General features: G+C 66.8%; 26 protein-coding genes. All 26 read right to left on the reverse strand.

What is annotated here, in order from left to right:
* Positions 1 to 65: 65 nt before the first annotated feature.
* The 26 genes from rplO to ACP56T_RS09495 all read right to left on the reverse strand — a co-directional run bounded on the left by rplO (position 66) and on the right by ACP56T_RS09495 (position 15361).
* Complete coding sequence (gene rplO / locus ACP56T_RS09370; RefSeq protein ID WP_430911875.1) at positions 66 to 566, reverse strand: 50S ribosomal protein L15; 501 nt, start codon at positions 564 to 566, stop codon at positions 66 to 68.
* A 10-nt stretch (positions 567 to 576) separates the two neighbouring features.
* On the reverse strand, positions 577 to 768 hold the full coding sequence (gene rpmD, locus ACP56T_RS09375; protein ID WP_430911876.1) for a 50S ribosomal protein L30: 192 nt from the start codon (positions 766 to 768) through the stop codon (positions 577 to 579).
* A gap of 12 nt (positions 769 to 780) precedes the next feature.
* Positions 781 to 1368, reverse strand: coding sequence for a 30S ribosomal protein S5 (rpsE, locus tag ACP56T_RS09380; protein WP_430911877.1), 588 nt, complete (start codon positions 1366 to 1368; stop codon positions 781 to 783).
* Positions 1369 to 1572: 204 nt separating this feature from the next.
* Positions 1573 to 1935: a 50S ribosomal protein L18 gene (gene rplR, locus ACP56T_RS09385; protein ID WP_430911878.1), complete on the reverse strand. Its 363-nt coding sequence runs from the start codon at positions 1933 to 1935 to the stop codon at positions 1573 to 1575.
* Positions 1936 to 1948: 13 nt separating this feature from the next.
* Positions 1949 to 2482 carry a 50S ribosomal protein L6 gene (gene rplF, locus ACP56T_RS09390; protein ID WP_430911879.1) on the reverse strand — a complete coding sequence of 178 codons (534 nt, stop codon included), beginning with the start codon at positions 2480 to 2482 and terminating at the stop codon, positions 1949 to 1951.
* A gap of 16 nt (positions 2483 to 2498) precedes the next feature.
* Positions 2499 to 2894: a 30S ribosomal protein S8 gene (gene rpsH / locus ACP56T_RS09395; RefSeq protein ID WP_430911880.1), complete on the reverse strand. Its 396-nt coding sequence runs from the start codon at positions 2892 to 2894 to the stop codon at positions 2499 to 2501.
* 12 nt (positions 2895 to 2906) lie between these two features.
* Entirely contained in the window at positions 2907 to 3212 is a 306-nt protein-coding gene (gene rpsN / locus ACP56T_RS09400) for a 30S ribosomal protein S14 (RefSeq protein ID WP_430911881.1), read from the reverse strand.
* Between the two features lie 45 nt (positions 3213 to 3257).
* Positions 3258 to 3824, reverse strand: a complete 567-nt coding sequence (gene rplE / locus ACP56T_RS09405; RefSeq protein ID WP_430911882.1) for a 50S ribosomal protein L5 — start codon at positions 3822 to 3824, stop codon at positions 3258 to 3260.
* The gene (gene rplX, locus ACP56T_RS09410) at positions 3817 to 4134 is read right to left on the reverse strand and encodes a 50S ribosomal protein L24 (RefSeq protein ID WP_430911883.1); all 318 of its coding nucleotides are present in this window, start codon (positions 4132 to 4134) and stop codon (positions 3817 to 3819) included. Before rplX ends, rplE begins: the two co-directional genes overlap by 8 nt.
* The gene (gene rplN / locus ACP56T_RS09415; protein WP_305527278.1) at positions 4134 to 4502 is read right to left on the reverse strand and encodes a 50S ribosomal protein L14; all 369 of its coding nucleotides are present in this window, start codon (positions 4500 to 4502) and stop codon (positions 4134 to 4136) included. The genes rplX and rplN overlap by 1 nt, the downstream gene beginning before the upstream one ends.
* 259 nt (positions 4503 to 4761) lie before the next feature.
* On the reverse strand, positions 4762 to 5019 hold the full coding sequence (rpsQ, locus tag ACP56T_RS09420) for a 30S ribosomal protein S17 (protein ID WP_430911884.1): 258 nt from the start codon (positions 5017 to 5019) through the stop codon (positions 4762 to 4764).
* Between the two features lie 11 nt (positions 5020 to 5030).
* The gene (rpmC, locus tag ACP56T_RS09425) at positions 5031 to 5246 is read right to left on the reverse strand and encodes a 50S ribosomal protein L29 (protein ID WP_430911885.1); all 216 of its coding nucleotides are present in this window, start codon (positions 5244 to 5246) and stop codon (positions 5031 to 5033) included.
* Between the two features lie 15 nt (positions 5247 to 5261).
* Positions 5262 to 5675 (reverse strand): 50S ribosomal protein L16, encoded by a 414-nt coding sequence (gene rplP, locus ACP56T_RS09430; protein WP_430911886.1) that lies wholly within the window; start codon positions 5673 to 5675, stop codon positions 5262 to 5264.
* Positions 5676 to 5696: 21 nt separating this feature from the next.
* Positions 5697 to 6446, reverse strand: a complete 750-nt coding sequence (gene rpsC, locus ACP56T_RS09435; RefSeq protein WP_430911887.1) for a 30S ribosomal protein S3 — start codon at positions 6444 to 6446, stop codon at positions 5697 to 5699.
* A gap of 10 nt (positions 6447 to 6456) precedes the next feature.
* Positions 6457 to 6843: a 50S ribosomal protein L22 gene (gene rplV / locus ACP56T_RS09440; protein ID WP_430911888.1), complete on the reverse strand. Its 387-nt coding sequence runs from the start codon at positions 6841 to 6843 to the stop codon at positions 6457 to 6459.
* A 1-nt stretch (position 6844) separates the two neighbouring features.
* Positions 6845 to 7123: a 30S ribosomal protein S19 gene (gene rpsS, locus ACP56T_RS09445; RefSeq protein WP_430911889.1), complete on the reverse strand. Its 279-nt coding sequence runs from the start codon at positions 7121 to 7123 to the stop codon at positions 6845 to 6847.
* 5 nt (positions 7124 to 7128) lie between these two features.
* Positions 7129 to 7965 carry a 50S ribosomal protein L2 gene (gene rplB / locus ACP56T_RS09450; protein ID WP_430911890.1) on the reverse strand — a complete coding sequence of 279 codons (837 nt, stop codon included), beginning with the start codon at positions 7963 to 7965 and terminating at the stop codon, positions 7129 to 7131.
* Positions 7966 to 7994: 29 nt separating this feature from the next.
* Positions 7995 to 8291, reverse strand: coding sequence for a 50S ribosomal protein L23 (locus ACP56T_RS09455; RefSeq protein ID WP_430911891.1), 297 nt, complete (start codon positions 8289 to 8291; stop codon positions 7995 to 7997).
* The gene (gene rplD / locus ACP56T_RS09460; protein WP_430911892.1) at positions 8288 to 8908 is read right to left on the reverse strand and encodes a 50S ribosomal protein L4; all 621 of its coding nucleotides are present in this window, start codon (positions 8906 to 8908) and stop codon (positions 8288 to 8290) included. The genes ACP56T_RS09455 and rplD overlap by 4 nt, the downstream gene beginning before the upstream one ends.
* Positions 8908 to 9630, reverse strand: a complete 723-nt coding sequence (rplC, locus tag ACP56T_RS09465; protein ID WP_430911893.1) for a 50S ribosomal protein L3 — start codon at positions 9628 to 9630, stop codon at positions 8908 to 8910. The genes rplD and rplC overlap by 1 nt, the downstream gene beginning before the upstream one ends.
* 50 nt (positions 9631 to 9680) lie before the next feature.
* The gene (gene rpsJ / locus ACP56T_RS09470; protein ID WP_109895582.1) at positions 9681 to 9989 is read right to left on the reverse strand and encodes a 30S ribosomal protein S10; all 309 of its coding nucleotides are present in this window, start codon (positions 9987 to 9989) and stop codon (positions 9681 to 9683) included.
* 86 nt (positions 9990 to 10075) lie between these two features.
* Positions 10076 to 11266: an elongation factor Tu gene (tuf, locus tag ACP56T_RS09475; RefSeq protein ID WP_430911894.1), complete on the reverse strand. Its 1191-nt coding sequence runs from the start codon at positions 11264 to 11266 to the stop codon at positions 10076 to 10078.
* Positions 11267 to 11315: 49 nt separating this feature from the next.
* Positions 11316 to 13391, reverse strand: a complete 2076-nt coding sequence (fusA, locus tag ACP56T_RS09480; protein ID WP_430911895.1) for an elongation factor G — start codon at positions 13389 to 13391, stop codon at positions 11316 to 11318.
* A 33-nt stretch (positions 13392 to 13424) separates the two neighbouring features.
* Positions 13425 to 13895, reverse strand: coding sequence for a 30S ribosomal protein S7 (gene rpsG, locus ACP56T_RS09485; RefSeq protein ID WP_430911896.1), 471 nt, complete (start codon positions 13893 to 13895; stop codon positions 13425 to 13427).
* Between the two features lie 122 nt (positions 13896 to 14017).
* Complete coding sequence (gene rpsL / locus ACP56T_RS09490; protein WP_150966907.1) at positions 14018 to 14389, reverse strand: 30S ribosomal protein S12; 372 nt, start codon at positions 14387 to 14389, stop codon at positions 14018 to 14020.
* A gap of 345 nt (positions 14390 to 14734) precedes the next feature.
* Positions 14735 to 15361: a DUF805 domain-containing protein gene (locus ACP56T_RS09495; protein ID WP_430911897.1), complete on the reverse strand. Its 627-nt coding sequence runs from the start codon at positions 15359 to 15361 to the stop codon at positions 14735 to 14737.
* Positions 15362 to 15547: the final 186 nt, after the last annotated feature.

The raw sequence follows: 15547 nt of genomic DNA on the forward strand, positions 1-15547 counted from the left end.
GGTTGCACGGGCCGCCGCTGACGCTTCGACTTAAGGGCTGCGCCTGGGAGGCGCAACCGGGCTCGTCAGGCGGAGGCTTCGGCGCCGCCGCGGGTCGAGACGCCCTGGGCGTACACGACCGTGACGCTGCCGCCGGCCTTCTCCACCGCCTCGACAGCGGACTTCGACGCGCGGGTCACCTCGAAGGAGAGCTTCGCGGTGAGGTCGCCGACGCCGAGCAGCTTCACGCCGTCGCGGGGACGGGCGAGGATGCCGGCGGCCACCAGGGTCTCGACCGTGACGGTCGCGGCCTTGTCGAGCTTGCCCGCGTCCACGGCCTCCTGGATCCGGCCGAGATTGACCTCGTTCAGATCGGCGGCGTGGATGTTGTTGAAGCCGCGCTTCGGCAGGCGACGATGCAGCGGCATCTGGCCGCCCTCGAAGCCCTTGATGGACACGCCGGTGCGGGCCTTCTGGCCCTTCACGCCGCGCCCCGCGGTCTTGCCCTTGCCGGAGCCGATGCCCCGTCCGACGCGCATCCGGTTCTTGGTGGCGCCGTCGTTGTCGCTGATGTCGTTGAGCTTCATGGTGCCCTCCTCAAGCCGCGCCGTCGAGGACGCGCACGAGGTGCTGCACCTTGCGGATCATGCCGCGCACGGAGGGAGTATCCTCCAGCTCGGAAACCCGGTGCAGCTTGTTGAGCTTCAGGCCGACCAGCGTCGCGCGCTGGGAGGCCTCGCGGCGGATCGGCGAGCCGATCTGCTCGACGCGAACGGTCTTCGTTGCCATTGCACCCTCCCCTTAGGCGACGGCCGCTTCGGACGTGTCCGAAGGGTCGGCGTCGCGGCGGCGCGACTGGAGGGCGGAGACCTTGAGGCCACGGCGGGCCGCGACGGAGCGCGGGCTGTCCTCGTTCTTGAGCGCCTCGAAGGTGGCGCGCACGAGGTTGTAGGGGTTCGAGGAGCCGAGGCTCTTCGCCACCACGTCCTGCATGCCGAGGGTCTCGAACACGGCGCGCATCGGGCCGCCGGCGATGATGCCGGTACCGGCGGGCGCCGCGCGCAGGATGACCTTGCCGGCGCCGTGACGGCCCTGCACGTCGTGGTGGAGGGTCCGGCCCTCGCGAAGCGACACGCGGACCAGGCCGCGCTTGGCGGCCTCGGTGGCCTTGCGGATGGCCTCCGGCACCTCACGGGCCTTGCCGTGGCCGAAGCCGACGCGGCCCTTCTGGTCGCCGACGACGACCAGCGCGGCGAAGCCGAAGCGGCGTCCGCCCTTCACGACCTTGGCGACGCGGTTGATGTGGACGAGCTTGTCCACGAACTCGCTGTCGCGCTCCTCCCGGTCCTCGCGGCGGCCGCGGCCCCCGCCTTCACGTTCACGTGCCATGTCTTTTTCCGTTCATCTCACTGGCGCGGATACGAACCATCCGCTCGCTCGATTCCCCTCACCCTTGCGGGGAGGGGGAAGGGGTGGGGGTGGTGCAGAAAAGGCCTTTGAGCCTCATCCGGCACCACCCCCACCTCCGGCTCCTCCCCGCAAGGGAGAGGAGAGTCCGTTCAGAAGTCCAGGCCGCCCTCGCGGGCGAGAGCCTTAGAAGTCCAGGCCGCCCTCGCGGGCGGCGTCGGCCAGCGCCTTGACGCGGCCGTGGTAGATGTAGCCCGAGCGGTCGAAGATGACCTTCGAGACGCCGGCCTTCTGGGCGCGCTCGGCGACGAGCTTGCCCACGGCCGAGGCCGCGGCGACGTCCGCGCCGGTCTTGAGGCTCGCGCGCAGCTCCTTGTCCACGGACGAGGCCGAGGCGAGGGTCTTGCCCTGCGCGTCGTCGATGACCTGGACGTAGATCTGCTTGGACGAACGGAACACCGACAACCGGGGACGCCCGTTGGCGGCGGCCTTGAGGGCCCGGCGAACGCGCGCCTTGCGACGATCGAGGGCTTCGAGTTTGCGTGACATGTCTCAGCCCTCCTTACTTCTTCTTGCCTTCCTTGCGGAAGATGAACTCGCCCTCGTACTTCACGCCCTTGCCCTTGTAGGGCTCGGGGCCGCGGTACTCGCGGATCTCCGCCGCGACCTGGCCGACGACCTGACGGTCGATGCCCGAGATCACGATCTCCGTGGGCTTGGGCGTCACGATGGTGATGCCGGCCGGGATCTCGTACTCGATGTCGTGGCTGTACCCGAGGGACAGCTTCAGGGCCTTGCCGGCCATGGCGGCGCGATAGCCGACGCCGGTGATCTCGAGCTTCTTCTCGAAGCCCTTCGACACGCCGGTGACAAGGTTCGCGACCTGGGCGCGCGAGGTGCCCCACAGCGAGCGGGCCTGCTTCGACTGGTTCTTGGGCTGCACCGAGACGGCGCCGTCCTTGAGTTCCACGTCGACGAGGTTCGGCACCACGAACTGGAGTTCGCCCTTCGAACCCTTCATCTTCACCGTCTGGCCGGTCACCGTGGCGGTCACGCCGGACGGGACGGGGACGGGCTTCTTGCCTACGCGAGACATCTGTCCTCCTCCCCGCTCAGAACACCTTGCAGAGCACTTCACCGCCGACGTTGCGCTCGCGCGCCTCGTGGTCGGCCATGACGCCCTGCGGGGTGGAGACGATGGTGACGCCGAGACCGTCGGCGACGCGCGGCAGCTCGTTCACCGACGAATAGACGCGGCGGCCGGGCTTCGACACGCGCTGGATCGAGCGGATCACCGGCTTTCCGTCGTAGTACTTGAGCTCGATGGCGAACTCGCTGCGGCCGTTGCCGAGGTCCGTCTTGGCGTAGTCGCGGATGAAGCCTTCCGACTTCAGCACCTCGAGCACGCTGGCGCGCAGGCGCGAGCCCGGCGTCTGGACGACGTTGCGACGGCGCATCTGGCCGTTGCGGATACGGGTGAGCATGTCACCCACGGGATCGTTGACCATGGTATGCCCTCCTTACCAGCTCGACTTGACCAGGCCGGGGATGAGCCCCCGGTTGCCGAGCTCCCGAAGGGCGACGCGCGAGACGCCGATCTTGCGGTAGAAGGCGCGCGGGCGGCCGGTGATCTCGCAGCGGTTGCGGATGCGGGTCGCCGACGAGTTGCGCGGCAGCTCCGCGAGCTTGAGGCGCGCCTCGAAGCGCTCCTCCATCTCGAGGGCCTCGTTGTTGGCGACCGCGAGCAGCGCCTTGCGCTTCTCGGCGAACCGCTTGACCAGCGCCTTGCGCCGGTTGTTGTTTTCGACTGAACTCTTCTTCGCCATGTCTCTATGGTCTCCGGTGTCCGCGTATAAGGCTCTTGTCGGGCCTTACTGCCGGAACGGGAACTTGAAGGCGGCCAGCAGGGCGCGGGCCTCCTCGTCGGTGGTGGCGGACGTCGCGACGACGATGTCCATGCCCCAGGTCTGCTCGGCCTTGTCGTAGGAGATCTCCGGGAACACGAGGTGCTCCTTGAGGCCGAGGGCGTAGTTGCCGCGTCCGTCGAAGGACTTCGGGTTCAGGCCGCGGAAGTCGCGCACGCGGGGGAGCGCGATGGTGATCAGCCGGTCCATGAACTCGTACATGCGCTGCTTGCGCAGCGTGACCTTGCAGCCGATCGGCATGCCCTCACGGACCTTGAAGGTCGCGATGGCCTTGCGGGCGCGGGTGATGACCGGCTTCTGGCCGGCGATCAGCGCTAGGTCGCCGGCGGCGACGGTGGCCTTCTTGGAATCGGCGGTGGACTCGCCGACGCCCATGTTGATGACGATCTTCTCGATCTGCGGCACCTGCATGGGGTTCTTGTAGCCGAACTGCTCGATGAGCTTCTGGCGAACCACCTCGTCGTAGTGCTTGCGAAGACGCGGCGCGTAGGCGTCCTTGTTTGCCTCAGCCATCGATCAGATCCCCCGAGCGCTTGGCGAACCGGACCTTGCGCCCGTCGTCGAGAATGCGGAACCCAACCCGCGTCGGCTGCCCGTCCTTGGGGTCGGCGACGGCGATGTTGGACAGGTGGATGGCGGCCTCCTTGGAGATGATGCCGCCCTCGGCGTTCTGGGTCTGGCGCTGGTGGCGCTTGACCAGGTTGATGCCGCGGACGACCGCGCGGTCCTCCTTCGGGAGCACCTGGACGACCTCGCCGGAGCGACCCTTGTCGCGGCCGGTGAGGACGACGACCGTGTCGCCCTTCTTGATCTTGGCGGCCATCACAGCACCTCCGGCGCGAGCGAGATGATCTTCATGTGGTTGCGCGCGCGAAGCTCGCGCGGCACCGGTCCGAAGATGCGGGTGCCGATCGGCTCCTTCTGATTGTTGATCAGGACGGCCGCGTTCTTGTCGAAGCGGATCACCGAGCCGTCGGGACGCTTCACGTCCTTGGCGGTGCGAACGACGACCGCCTTCATGACGTCGCCCTTCTTCACGCGGCCGCGCGGGATCGCCTCCTTCACGGAGACCACGATGACGTCGCCGACGCCGGCATATTTGCGCTTCGACCCGCCGAGCACCTTGATGCACATCACGCGGCGCGCACCGGAATTGTCGGCGACGTCCAGATTCGTCTGCATCTGGATCACGGAAGTGACCTTTCCTTGTTTCAGGCGGGTTTCCGCACGCGGGCGGTATTGCCCGGCGGACGACGCCTGATGGAGATCTGATGTCTCCGGCCAATAAGACAGACCGCGCCGAAGGCGTGTTCAACGCCGGCGCGGTCGAACGCAGTCGAAGGAGGACGGGGCGCGCCCTCGACACTCTATCGCGAAGGGCGGTCGCTTAGCGCGATCCGGCCCCCGGCGCAAGATACCGGGGCGCGCAAAAGATGCGCCCCGGCCAAAATCAGGCGCTCGCGGCGGCCTCGGCCTCGCCGCTCTCGACCAGCTTCCAGGTCTTGAGCTTGGAGAAGGGCCGCGACTCCTCGATGAACACCGTCTGGCCGACCTTGGCGACGTTGCCCTCGTCATGGGCATGATAGTTCTTCGAGCGACGGACGGTCTTCTTCATCACCGGGTGGGTGAAGCGGCGCTCCACCTTCACGACGACGGTCTTGTCCTGCTTGTCGCTGACGACGACACCCTGAAGAATGCGCTTGGGCATGATGAAACTCCTCAGGCCTTCGCTTCGGCCAGCGTCTTCTGACGCTGAAGGGTGCGGACGCGGGCGATGTCGCGGCGGACCTCGCGGACGCGGGCGACGTTCTCGAGCTGCCCGGTGGCACCCTGGAAGCGCAGGTTGAACTGCTCCTTCTTCAGGTTGAGCAACTCGTCGGTAAGCTGATCGGCGGACAGGGCACGCAGATCAGACAGCCTCTGGGAGGACTTCATGATCCTCGTCTCCTCTTAGTCGGCGATGCGGGCGACGACGCGGGTCCGCACGGGGAGCTTCGCCGCGCCGAGGCGCAGGGCCTCGCGGGCGATATCCTCGGCGACGCCGTCGACCTCGAACATGATGCGGCCGGGATGGATGCGCGCGGCCCAGTAGTCCGGCGCGCCCTTGCCCGAGCCCATGCGGACTTCCGTGGGCTTGGACGAGACCGGGACATCCGGGAACACGCGGATCCAGACGCGGCCCTGGCGCTTCATCTCGCGTGTGATCGCGCGGCGGGCCGCCTCGATCTGGCGCGCGGTGATGCGCTCCGGCTCGACGGCCTTCAGGCCGAACTGGCCGAAGTTCAGATCGAAGCCGCCCTTGGCCGCACCGTGGATGCGGCCCTTGAACTGCTTGCGGAACTTCGTCTTCTTGGGTTGCAGCATGGCTCGTTACCTCTCACGGGCTCAGGCGTGCGTCGGCTCGCGGCGGCCGCGGTCGCCGCGTCCACCCTCGCCGTCGCGATCACGGCGCCCGCCGGAACGGCCGCCCTCGTCCTGGGCCTTCTTGTCCTGGGCCATGGGGTCGTGCTCGAGGATCTCGCCCTTGAACACCCAGACCTTGATGCCGCAGGTCCCGTAGGTGGTGAACGCCGTGGCGACGCCGTAATCGACGTCGGCGCGCAGCGTATGCAGCGGCACGCGGCCCTCGCGGTACCATTCCTGGCGCGCGATCTCGGCGCCGCCGAGACGGCCGGAGCAGTTGATCCGGATGCCCTCGGCGCCCAGGCGCATGGCCGACTGCACGGCGCGCTTCATGGCGCGACGGAAGGCGACGCGGCGCTCGAGCTGCTGGGCGATCGAGTCGGCCACCAGGGTGGCGTCGATCTCGGGCTTGCGCACCTCGACGATGTTGATGGTCACGTCGGCCTTGGTCATCGTGCCGACGAGCTTGCGCAGCTTCTCGATATCCGCGCCCTTCTTGCCGATCACCACGCCCGGACGGCCCGAGTGGATGGTGACGCGGCACTTCCGGTGCGGACGCTCGATGACGATCTTCGAGACGGCAGCCTGCTTGAGCTGCTTCATCAGGGCGGCGCGGATGGCGACGTCCTCATGCATCAGCTTGGCGTACTCGCCCTTGCCGGCGAACCAGCGGGAGTCCCAGGTCCGGTTGATGCCGAGCCGAAGACCGATCGGATTGACTTTCTGGCCCATCAGGTCCTCCTCACGCCGCTTCGGCGGTCGGGACTTCGCGAACCACGATGGTGAGGTTCGAGAAGGGCTTCAGGATGCGGGCGCCGCGGCCGCGGGCGCGGGCGTGGAACCGCTTGAGCACGAGCGCCTTGCCGACGAAGGCCTGGCTGACGACGAGGTCGTCGACATCGAGCTCGTGGTTGTTCTCGGCGTTCGCGATGGCGCTCTCGAGGCACTTCTTGACCTCGCGCGCGATGCGCTTGCGGGAGAATTCGAGATCGGCCAGCGCCGTCTCGACCTTCTTGCCGCGGATCAGCGCCGCCACGAGATTGAGCTTCTGAGGGCTGATGCGCAGCATGCGCGCAACGGCCTTCGCCTCGTTCTCGGGGAGCGCGCGGGGGGTGGCAGCCTTGCCCATGTCAGCGCCTCTTCGCCTTCTTGTCGGCCGCGTGACCGTGGAAGGTGCGGGTCGGCGCGAACTCGCCGAACTTGTGACCGACCATTTCCTCGGAAACGTAGACCGGGATGTGCTTCTGTCCGTTGTGAACGCCGAACGTCAGCCCGACGAACTGCGGCAGGACCGTGGAGCGGCGGCTCCAGATCTTGATGACCTCGGAGCGCGACGAACCGCGCGCGGCCTCGGCCTTCTTGAAGAGGTAGCCGTCGACGAACGGCCCTTTCCAGAGTGAGCGTGCCATGATCGTTACTTCTTGCGGTTGTGGCGGCTGGACAGGATGAAGACGTCGGTCCGCTTGTTGGAGCGGGTCTTCTTCCCCTTCGTGGGCACGCCCCAGGGCGTGACCGGGTTGCGGCCGCCCGAGGTCCGTCCCTCGCCGCCGCCGTGCGGGTGATCGACCGGGTTCATCGCGACGCCGCGGTTATGCGGACGCTTTCCGAGCCAGCGGTTGCGCCCGGCCTTGCCGAGCGAGATGTTCATGTGGTCCGGGTTCGAGACCGCGCCGACGCTGGCGTAGCACTGCCCGTGCACGAGGCGCTGCTCGCCCGAGTTGAGGCGCAGCGTCACGTAGCCCTGGTCGCGGCCGACGATCTGGGCGTAGTTGCCCGCCGAACGCGCCAGCGCGCCGCCCTTGCCGATCTTCAGCTCGACATTGTGGACGATCGTGCCCACCGGCATGTTGCCGATCGGACCCGCGTTGCCCGGCTTGATATCGACCTGGTCGCCCGAGATCACCTTGTCGCCCGGCGACAGGCGCTGCGGAGCCAGGATGTAGCTCTGCGTGCCATCGGGGAAGGCGATCAGCGCGATGAACGCCGTGCGGTTCGGATCGTACTCGATCCGCTCGACATTGGCGGCGACGCCCGGCTGCATCCGCCGCTTGAAATCGACGTTGCGCAGCGAGCGCTTGTGGCCGCCGCCGCGGAAGCGGACGGTGATGCGACCGAGATTGTTGCGGCCGCCGGAGGACGACTTGCCCTCCGTCAGCGACTTGACCGGCTTGCCCTTGTAGAGCTCGCGGCGATCGACCAGCACGAGCTGGCGAAGGCTCGGCGTGACCGGTTTGAATGTCTTCAAGGCCATCGGCTGAATTCCCTAAACCCGGTCAGATCTCACAGGCCGGTCGTGACGTCGATCGTGTCGCCCTCGGCGAGGGTGACGATCGCCTTCTTCACGTCCGAACGCTGCCCGCGCATGCCGCGGAAGATCTTCTTCTTTCCCTTGGTCACGAGCGTGTTCACGCCCGTCACCTTGACATCGAACAGGCGCTCCACCGCTTCCTTGATCTGCGGCTTGGTCGCGGTCGGGGCGACCCGGAAGACGACCTTGTTCTGCTCGGTGAGGTTCGTCGCCTTCTCGGTGATGACCGGGGAGACGATGATGTCGTAGTGGCGCGGATCGGCACTCATTTGAAACGCGCCTCCAGCGCCTCGACGGCCGCGCGGGTGAGAACCAGCTTCTCGCGGCGCAGGATGTCGTAGACGTTGATGCCCTGCACGGGCAGCACGTCGATCTGCGGGATGTTGCGGGCGGCGCGACCGAAATTCACGTCGACCTCGGCACCGCCGATGATCAGTGCGCTCACGAAGCCGAGCTTCTCGAAGCGCTCGACCAGACCCTTGGTCTTGGCCTCGGTGATCTTCACGTCATCGACGATGATGAGCGTGGAGTCCTTGGCCTTGGCCGAGAGGGCGTGACGCAGCGCCAGGGCGCGGACCTTCTTGGGAAGGTCGTGGCCGTGGTCGCGCACCACCGGACCGAAGGCCCGGCCGCCGCCGCGGAACTGCGGAGCGGAGGCCGCGCCGTGACGGGCGTTGCCGGTGCCCTTCTGCTTGTAGAGCTTCTTGCGCGTACGGTCGACCTCCGAGCGGTTCTTGACCGCATGGGTGCCGGCGCGGCGCTTGGCGAGCTGCCAGCGGACCATGCGCTGGAGCAGGTCGGGACGGGGCTCGAGGCCGAAGATGGCCTCGTCGAGCTCGACCGAGCCGGCGCCCTCGCCGTCGAGCGTGGTGATATCGAGCTTCATCACGCGTTCTCCTCGGAAGCGGGAGCCTCGGGGGCCGCGGCGGCGCCGTTCTCACGGAACTTGCCGGGCTGCGGAACGTCGGCGGGCAGCTTGCGCTTGACCGCGTCGCGGACCTGGATCCAGCCGCCGGCGACGCCGGGAACGGCACCCTCGACCAGGATGAGGCCGCGCTCCGGATCGGTGCGGACGACCTTCAGGTTCTGCGTGGTCACGCGCTCGACGCCCATGTGGCCGGGCATCTTCTTGTTCTTGAAGGTCTTGCCCGGATCCTGACGGCCGCCGGTCGAACCGATCGAGCGGTGCGACACGGACACGCCGTGGGTGGCGCGCAGACCGCCGAAGTTCCAGCGCTTGATGCCGCCGGCGAAGCCCTTACCCGTGGTCGTGCCCGTCACGTCGACGAACTGACCGGGGATGAAGTGGTCCGCGGTGATCTCGGCGCCGACCGGGATGAGCTTGTCCTCGCTCACCCGGAACTCGGCGAGCTTCTGCTTCGGCTCGACCTTGGCGATGGCGAAGCGACCGCGCTCGGCGGCCGAGACGTTCTTCACCTTGGCCTTGCCGACGCCCACCTGGAGCGCGACGTAGCCGTTCTTCTCGATGGTCCGGTGTGCCACGACTTGGCACTGATCGATCTGGAGCACTGTGACGGGCACGTGTTCCCCTGCGTCTGTGAAGACGCGGGTCATGCCGACCTTCCGTGCGATGACGCCTGAGCGCATAGGTCTCTCCCTCGCGCGATGAAACGGTAAGCTCTAAATCCCGGCGGGACTTAGAGCTTGATCTCCACGTCCACGCCAGCGGCGAGGTCGAGCTTCATCAGCGCGTCCACGGTCTGGGGGGTCGGGTCGACGATATCGAGCACCCGCTTGTGCGTGCGCATCTCGAACTGCTCGCGCGACTTCTTGTCGATGTGCGGCGAGCGGTTGACGGTGAACTTCTCGATGTGGGTCGGCAGCGGGATGGGCCCACGGATCTGGGCGCCGGTGCGCTTGGCCGTGGAGACGATCTCACGGGTCGACGCATCGAGGATGCGGTGATCGAACGCCTTGAGGCGAATGCGGATGTTCTGACCGTTCATGACCTGAAAACCTCGACGGGAACGTGGAAGGGCGGGCGCGAGGGCCCGCCCCTCAATCGTCCCCTGACGGATGGTGTGTCCGGGAATTACTCGTTGATGGCGGCGACGACGCCGGCGCCGACGGTTCTGCCGCCCTCACGGATGGCGAAGCGGAGCTTCTCCTCCATGGCGACGGGGACGATGAGGGCCACGTCCATGGTGACGTTGTCGCCGGGCATGACCATCTCGGTGCCCTCGGGCAGCGTGCAGATGCCGGTCACGTCGGTGGTGCGGAAGTAGAACTGCGGGCGGTAGTTGGTGAAGAACGGCGTGTGGCGGCCGCCCTCCTCCTTGGTGAGGATGTAGGCCTCGGCCTTGAACTTGGTGTGGGGCTTGACCGAGCCCGGCTTGCACACGACCTGGCCGCGCTCGACGTCCTCGCGCTTGGTGCCGCGCAGGAGCACGCCGACATTGTCGCCGGCCTGGCCCTGGTCGAGCAGCTTGCGGAACATCTCGACGCCCGTGACCGTGGTGGTCTGGGTGTCGCGGATGCCGACGATCTCGACGGTCTCGCCGACCTTGACGATGCCGCGCTCGACGCGGCCCGTCACCACCGTGCCGCGGCCCGAGATCGAGAACACGTCCTCGATGGGCATCAGGAACGGCATGTCGATGGGACGCTCCGGCTGCGGGATGTAGGCGTCGACGCTAGCCATCAGCGCCAGCACGGCGTCATGGCCGACCTTCTTGTCGCCGTTGTCCAGCGCCACCTTGGCCGAGCCCTTGGTGATCGGGATGTCGTCGCCGGGGAAGTCGTACTTGGAGAGGAGCTCGCGCACCTCCATCTCGACGAGCTCGAGCAGCTCCTCGTCGTCCACGAGGTCGACCTTGTTGAGGAACACCACCAGCGCCGGCACGCCGACCTGACGGGCGAGCAGGATGTGCTCGCGGGTCTGCGGCATCGGGCCGTCGGCCGCCGACACCACCAGGATGGCGCCGTCCATCTGCGCCGCGCCGGTGATCATGTTCTTCACGTAGTCGGCGTGGCCGGGGCAGTCGACATGCGCGTAGTGACGGTTCGTGGTCTCGTACTCGACATGCGCCGTCGAGATCGTGATGCCGCGCGCCTTCTCCTCGGGAGCCTTGTCGATCTGGTCGTAGGCCGTGAACGTCGCCCCGCCCGTCTCCGCAAGAACCTTCGTGATCGCAGCCGTCAAGGACGTCTTCCCGTGATCGACGTGCCCAATCGTCCCAATGTTGCAGTGCGGCTTCGTGCGCGAAAACTTCTCTTTGGCCATGGTAGCCTCCGTCAGTCAGATGTTTCGGTTGAGGATGTTGCGGTCGCCCTTAGGCGTACTTGGCGATGACTTTGTCGGCCTCGCCGCGCGGCACTTCCTCGTAATGGTCGAACTGCATCGTGAAGTTCGCGCGTCCCTGCGAGAAGGAGCGCAGCTGGTTCACGTAGCCGAACATGTTGGCCAGCGGCACCATCGCGTTGATGACGTTGGCATTGCCGCGCATGTCCTGGCCCTGGATCTGGCCGCGGCGGGAGTTCAGGTCGCCGATGACCGAGCCGGTATACTCTTCCGGCGACACGACCTCGACCTTCATCACCGGCTCGAGCAGCACCGAGCCGCCCTTCTGGAGCGCCTCGCGCAGGGCCGCGCGGGAGGCGATCTCGAACGCCAGAGCGGACGAGTCGACGTCGTGGTAGGCGCCGTCGATCAGCTCGACCTTGATGTCGACCACCGGGAAGCCGGCGAGGATGCCGGCGCCGAGCACCGAGTTGAGGCCCTTCTCGACGCCGGGGATGTACTCCTTCGGCACCGCGCCGCCGATGATCTTCGAGGCGAACTCGAAGCCCTTGCCGGGCTCGTTCGGCTCGACCACGAACTTCACCCGCGCGAACTGGCCGGTACCACCGGTCTGCTTCTTATGGGTGTAGTCGATCTCGGTGCGCTTGGTCAGCTTCTCGCGATAGGCGACCTGCGGCTGGCCGATATTCGCGTCGACCTTGTAGGTGCGGCGCAGGATGTCGACCTTGATGTCGAGATGGAGCTCGCCCATCCCCTTGAGGATGGTCTGGCCGGACTCCTGATCGGTGGAGACGCGGAAGGACGGATCCTCCGCGGCGAGCTTCGAGAGCGCGATGCCGAGCTTCTCCTGGTCGGCCTTCGACTTCGGCTCGACGGCGATCTCGATGACGGGCTCGGGGAACTCCATCTTCTCGAGGATCACGGCCTTGACCGGATCCGACAGGGTGTCGCCGGTGCGGGTCTCCTTGAGACCGGCCAGCGCCACGATGTCGCCGGCGAAGGCTTCCTTCACGTCCTCACGGTTGTTGGCGTGCATGAGGAGCATGCGGCCGACGCGCTCCTTCTTGTCGCGCGAGGAGTTCAGCACGTTGGCGCCGGACTCCACCTTGCCCGAGTACACGCGGCAGAAGGTGATCGTGCCGACATGGGGGTCGTCCATGATCTTGAAGGCGAGCATGGAGAAGGGATCGGAATCCGTCGGGTGACGGACGATCTCTTCCTCGGTCTTGAAGTCGAGGCCCTTGATCTCGCCGCGGTCGGCGGGGGACGGCAGGTAGTCGACCACCGCGTCGAGGAGCGGCTGGACGCCCTTGTTCTTGAAGGCCGAGCCGCAGAGCACGGGATGGAAGGCGCGCAGCTGCACGGCGCGGCGCACCAGCTTGCGCAGGGTCGCCTCGTCCGGCTCGACGCCGTCGAGATAGGCGGTCATGGCGTCGTCATCGAGCTCGACGCAGGCCTCGATCATCTTGGTGCGGTACTCCGCAGCCTGATCGGCGAGGTCGGCCGGGATCTCTTCCTCGTCGTAGTTGGCGCCGAGCGCCTCACCCGACCAGACGATGGCCTTCATCTTGATGAGGTCGATGACGCCCTTGAAGGAGCTCTCGGCGCCGATCGGCAGCTGAAGGCAGACCGGCTTGCCGGCGACGCGGGTGATGATGTCCTGGACGCACTTGAAGAAGTCGGCGCCGATCTTGTCCATCTTGTTGACGAACACGACACGCGGCACGTCGTACTTGTCGGCCTGACGCCAGACGGTCTCGGTCTGGGGCTCGACGCCCTGGTTGCCGTCGAGCACGCAGACGGCGCCGTCGAGCACGCGCAGGGAGCGCTCGACCTCGATGGTGAAGTCGACGTGGCCGGGGGTGTCGATGATGTTCAGGCGCTTCTCGCGCCAGAAGCACGTCGTCGCGGCGGACGTGATCGTGATGCCGCGCTCCTGCTCCTGCTCCATCCAGTCCATGGTGGCGGCGCCCTCATGGACCTCGCCGATCTTATGGGACTTGCCGGTGTAGTAGAGGATCCGCTCGGTGGTCGTGGTCTTGCCGGCATCGATGTGGGCCATGATGCCGAAGTTGCGGTAGTCCTCGATCGCGTGCGTGCGGGGCATAACGCGTGCTCCTGAAAGAGACGGACGAACCGCTTACCAGCGGTAGTGCGAGAAGGCGCGGTTGGCTTCCGCCATCCGGTGCGTGTCTTCCCGCTTCTTGACGGCGTTGCCGCGGTTGTTGGCCGCGTCGAGCAGCTCGGCCGACAGGCGCTCGACCATGGTGCGGTCGTTGCGCGAGCGGGCGGCCTGGATCAGCCAGCGGATGGCGAGCGCCTGACGGCGCTCCGTGCGAACCTCGACGGGGACCTGGTAGGTCGCGCCGCCAACGCGGCGGGAGCGGACCTCGATCGCCGGGGCGACGTTGTCGAGGGCGGCGCGGAAGACCTCGATGGGGTTCGCGCGGGCACGGTTCTCGACGATGTCGAAGGCGCCGTAGACGATGCGCTCGGCGACAGACTTCTTCCCCTCGTACATGATCGAGTTCATGAACTTCGTCAGCACGATATCGCCGTACTTGGCGTCGGGGATGATCTCACGCTTCTCGGCGGAATGGCGACGGGACATCTTCGGGGACTTCCAAAAGACAAGGACTTAAGCACCTCACGCAGGCCGCCTCGAGCATCTCCAGGGAGAGCCGGCGACATCCTTGTGAGGCAGTGGAAATTGGTACTGCCGTCCGAAAAAACTTACTTCGGACGCTTGGCGCCGTACTTGGAGCGGCGCTGCTTGCGGTTCTTGACGCCCTGCGTGTCGAGCACGCCGCGCAGGATGTGGTAGCGCACGCCCGGAAGGTCCTTCACGCGGCCGCCGCGGATCATCACCACGGAGTGCTCCTGAAGGTTGTGGCCCTCGCCGGGGATGTAGCCGATCACCTCGAAGCCGTTGGTGAGACGGACCTTGGCGACCTTGCGGAGCGCCGAGTTCGGCTTCTTCGGGGTCGTGGTGTAGACGCGGGTGCAGACGCCGCGCTTCTGCGGGCAAGCGTCCAGGGCCGGAACCTTGTTGCGGCTCTTCTGCGCCTTGCGCGGCTGAGCGATCAGCTGGTTGATCGTCGGCATTCTCTGCCCTCTTCCTCATGGACCGCCGCGAGGCGATCGCGAATCCGGTTTTCGAACCCTCGGCTCACCCGGAGAAACCTCCGCGCAGCGCCGCAAAACGAATATGCGCCAGGAGCCGGTCAGGGCCCGTGGCGCTTCTGGCAGAGGAGCACATCCCGAGGAATGCGTTCGTACCGATTGTCTGACATGGTGTCAGGCTATGTGAGCCTCGGGGCCGGACCGACGAACCGGACGAGCAATGCTCGATGTCGTCGGGGATCAGCGAACCGCCGAAGTGGCGCGTGTCTACGCGGCGATCTCCGCCTCGTCAATGCTATCGCAGGATATTCTTCGGCCGGAGGACCGTCATAATGGGGTTGCGGCGGGCGCGGGCCCGAAACGCTTCGGTCCCTCGTCCCCCCGGCGGATGAGAACAGCGAAGATCAGCCAGACGCTGAGCCCGAGCCAGATCAGTCCGAAGACCGTGGCCATCGCGATTCCCGGCACCGCGTTGTTGGAGGCGCCGGCGATGATTCCCCCGATGACGGCGATCGCGGCCGGAACGAGGGGCAGGAACAGCCACCAGCCGGAGCGGCCGACATCGTGGCAGCGCTTGAACGCGATGGCGATGCCCGCCCAGGAGGTCGCCAGGGTGAAGATCTGCCCGAGGATCGGGATCCAGCCGACGAGCAGGCTCGACGCGAAGATCGCGAGCACGCCGTAGAGCCAGTAGTCCCGGCGCGAGATCCGTCCGGTCGGGCTCAGATAGAAGGAGACCCAGTCGCGCTCGGGGATCGTGACGGCGGGCAGGGTCAGGCCGATGGCGTAGACGTCGCGCGCATCGGTGCCGGAGGGTTCGAAATCGACCTCCTGGCCGGTGCGCGGCGCTGCGCTACGAAGGTCCGTCAGGGTGTAGCGATAGCGCTGGTTGTCCTCGCCCGAGATCAGGCCCGGCTTCGCCGCGTCCGCGATGTCGAGAACTTTTCCGCGCATCGCCGCCCGCCCGTACGTCGCCCGATATCATCGGGACCTGCCGAAGCGTGACTGTCTTCGAGGGCGGTGGGCCCGTCAATGCTCGCGTATTGCTCCGGCCCGAACCTGGGACCTTGGCCGCGACATCGATCCTGCGAACGAAGAAGGGCGGCCGAAGCGGCCGCCCTCCCAAAACGTCTCGATCCC

The sequence above is a fragment of the Methylobacterium endophyticum genome (genome assembly GCF_050591105.1).
In the GTDB taxonomy this organism is placed as follows: Bacteria; Pseudomonadota; Alphaproteobacteria; order Rhizobiales; family Beijerinckiaceae; genus Methylobacterium.

Excerpts from the sequence above, each read along its gene's own strand:
- rplP (WP_430911886.1), bottom strand. The coding sequence starts at position 5,675 with ATGCTGCAACCCAAGAAGACGAAGTTCCGCAAGCAGTTCAAGGGCCGC.
- rpsH (WP_430911880.1), bottom strand. The coding sequence starts at position 2,894 with ATGGTCAACGATCCCGTGGGTGACATGCTCACCCGTATCCGCAACGGC.
- rplX (WP_430911883.1), bottom strand. The coding sequence starts at position 4,134 with ATGGCCGCCAAGATCAAGAAGGGCGACACGGTCGTCGTCCTCACCGGC.
- rpsC (WP_430911887.1), bottom strand. The coding sequence starts at position 6,446 with ATGGGCCAGAAAGTCAATCCGATCGGTCTTCGGCTCGGCATCAACCGG.
- tuf (WP_430911894.1), bottom strand. The coding sequence starts at position 11,266 with ATGGCCAAAGAGAAGTTTTCGCGCACGAAGCCGCACTGCAACATTGGG.
- rplD (WP_430911892.1), bottom strand. The coding sequence starts at position 8,908 with ATGAAGCTCGATATCACCACGCTCGACGGCGAGGGCGCCGGCTCGGTC.
- fusA (WP_430911895.1), bottom strand. The coding sequence starts at position 13,391 with ATGCCCCGCACGCACGCGATCGAGGACTACCGCAACTTCGGCATCATG.
- rplB (WP_430911890.1), bottom strand. The coding sequence starts at position 7,965 with ATGGCCTTGAAGACATTCAAACCGGTCACGCCGAGCCTTCGCCAGCTC.
- rpsG (WP_430911896.1), bottom strand. The coding sequence starts at position 13,895 with ATGTCCCGTCGCCATTCCGCCGAGAAGCGTGAGATCATCCCCGACGCC.
- rpsJ (WP_109895582.1), bottom strand. The coding sequence starts at position 9,989 with ATGAACGGTCAGAACATCCGCATTCGCCTCAAGGCGTTCGATCACCGC.
- rpmD (WP_430911876.1), bottom strand. The coding sequence starts at position 768 with ATGGCAACGAAGACCGTTCGCGTCGAGCAGATCGGCTCGCCGATCCGC.
- rpsS (WP_430911889.1), bottom strand. The coding sequence starts at position 7,123 with ATGGCACGCTCACTCTGGAAAGGGCCGTTCGTCGACGGCTACCTCTTC.
- rplC (WP_430911893.1), bottom strand. The coding sequence starts at position 9,630 with ATGCGCTCAGGCGTCATCGCACGGAAGGTCGGCATGACCCGCGTCTTC.
- rplE (WP_430911882.1), bottom strand. The coding sequence starts at position 3,824 with ATGGCTGAGGCAAACAAGGACGCCTACGCGCCGCGTCTTCGCAAGCAC.
- rpsQ (WP_430911884.1), bottom strand. The coding sequence starts at position 5,019 with ATGCCCAAGCGCATTCTTCAGGGTGTCGTCGTCAGCGACAAGCAGGAC.
- rplO (WP_430911875.1), bottom strand. The coding sequence starts at position 566 with ATGAAGCTCAACGACATCAGCGACAACGACGGCGCCACCAAGAACCGG.
- rplR (WP_430911878.1), bottom strand. The coding sequence starts at position 1,935 with ATGTCACGCAAACTCGAAGCCCTCGATCGTCGCAAGGCGCGCGTTCGC.
- rpsE (WP_430911877.1), bottom strand. The coding sequence starts at position 1,368 with ATGGCACGTGAACGTGAAGGCGGGGGCCGCGGCCGCCGCGAGGACCGG.
- ACP56T_RS09495 (WP_430911897.1), bottom strand. The coding sequence starts at position 15,361 with ATGCGCGGAAAAGTTCTCGACATCGCGGACGCGGCGAAGCCGGGCCTG.
- rpmC (WP_430911885.1), bottom strand. The coding sequence starts at position 5,246 with ATGAAGTCCTCCCAGAGGCTGTCTGATCTGCGTGCCCTGTCCGCCGAT.
- rpsN (WP_430911881.1), bottom strand. The coding sequence starts at position 3,212 with ATGGCGAAGAAGAGTTCAGTCGAAAACAACAACCGGCGCAAGGCGCTG.
- rplF (WP_430911879.1), bottom strand. The coding sequence starts at position 2,482 with ATGTCTCGCGTAGGCAAGAAGCCCGTCCCCGTCCCGTCCGGCGTGACC.
- ACP56T_RS09455 (WP_430911891.1), bottom strand. The coding sequence starts at position 8,291 with ATGAGTGCCGATCCGCGCCACTACGACATCATCGTCTCCCCGGTCATC.
- rplV (WP_430911888.1), bottom strand. The coding sequence starts at position 6,843 with ATGGGCAAGGCTGCCACCCCCCGCGCGCTCCCCGAGAACGAGGCGAAG.
- rpsL (WP_150966907.1), bottom strand. The coding sequence starts at position 14,389 with ATGCCGACGATCAACCAGCTGATCGCTCAGCCGCGCAAGGCGCAGAAG.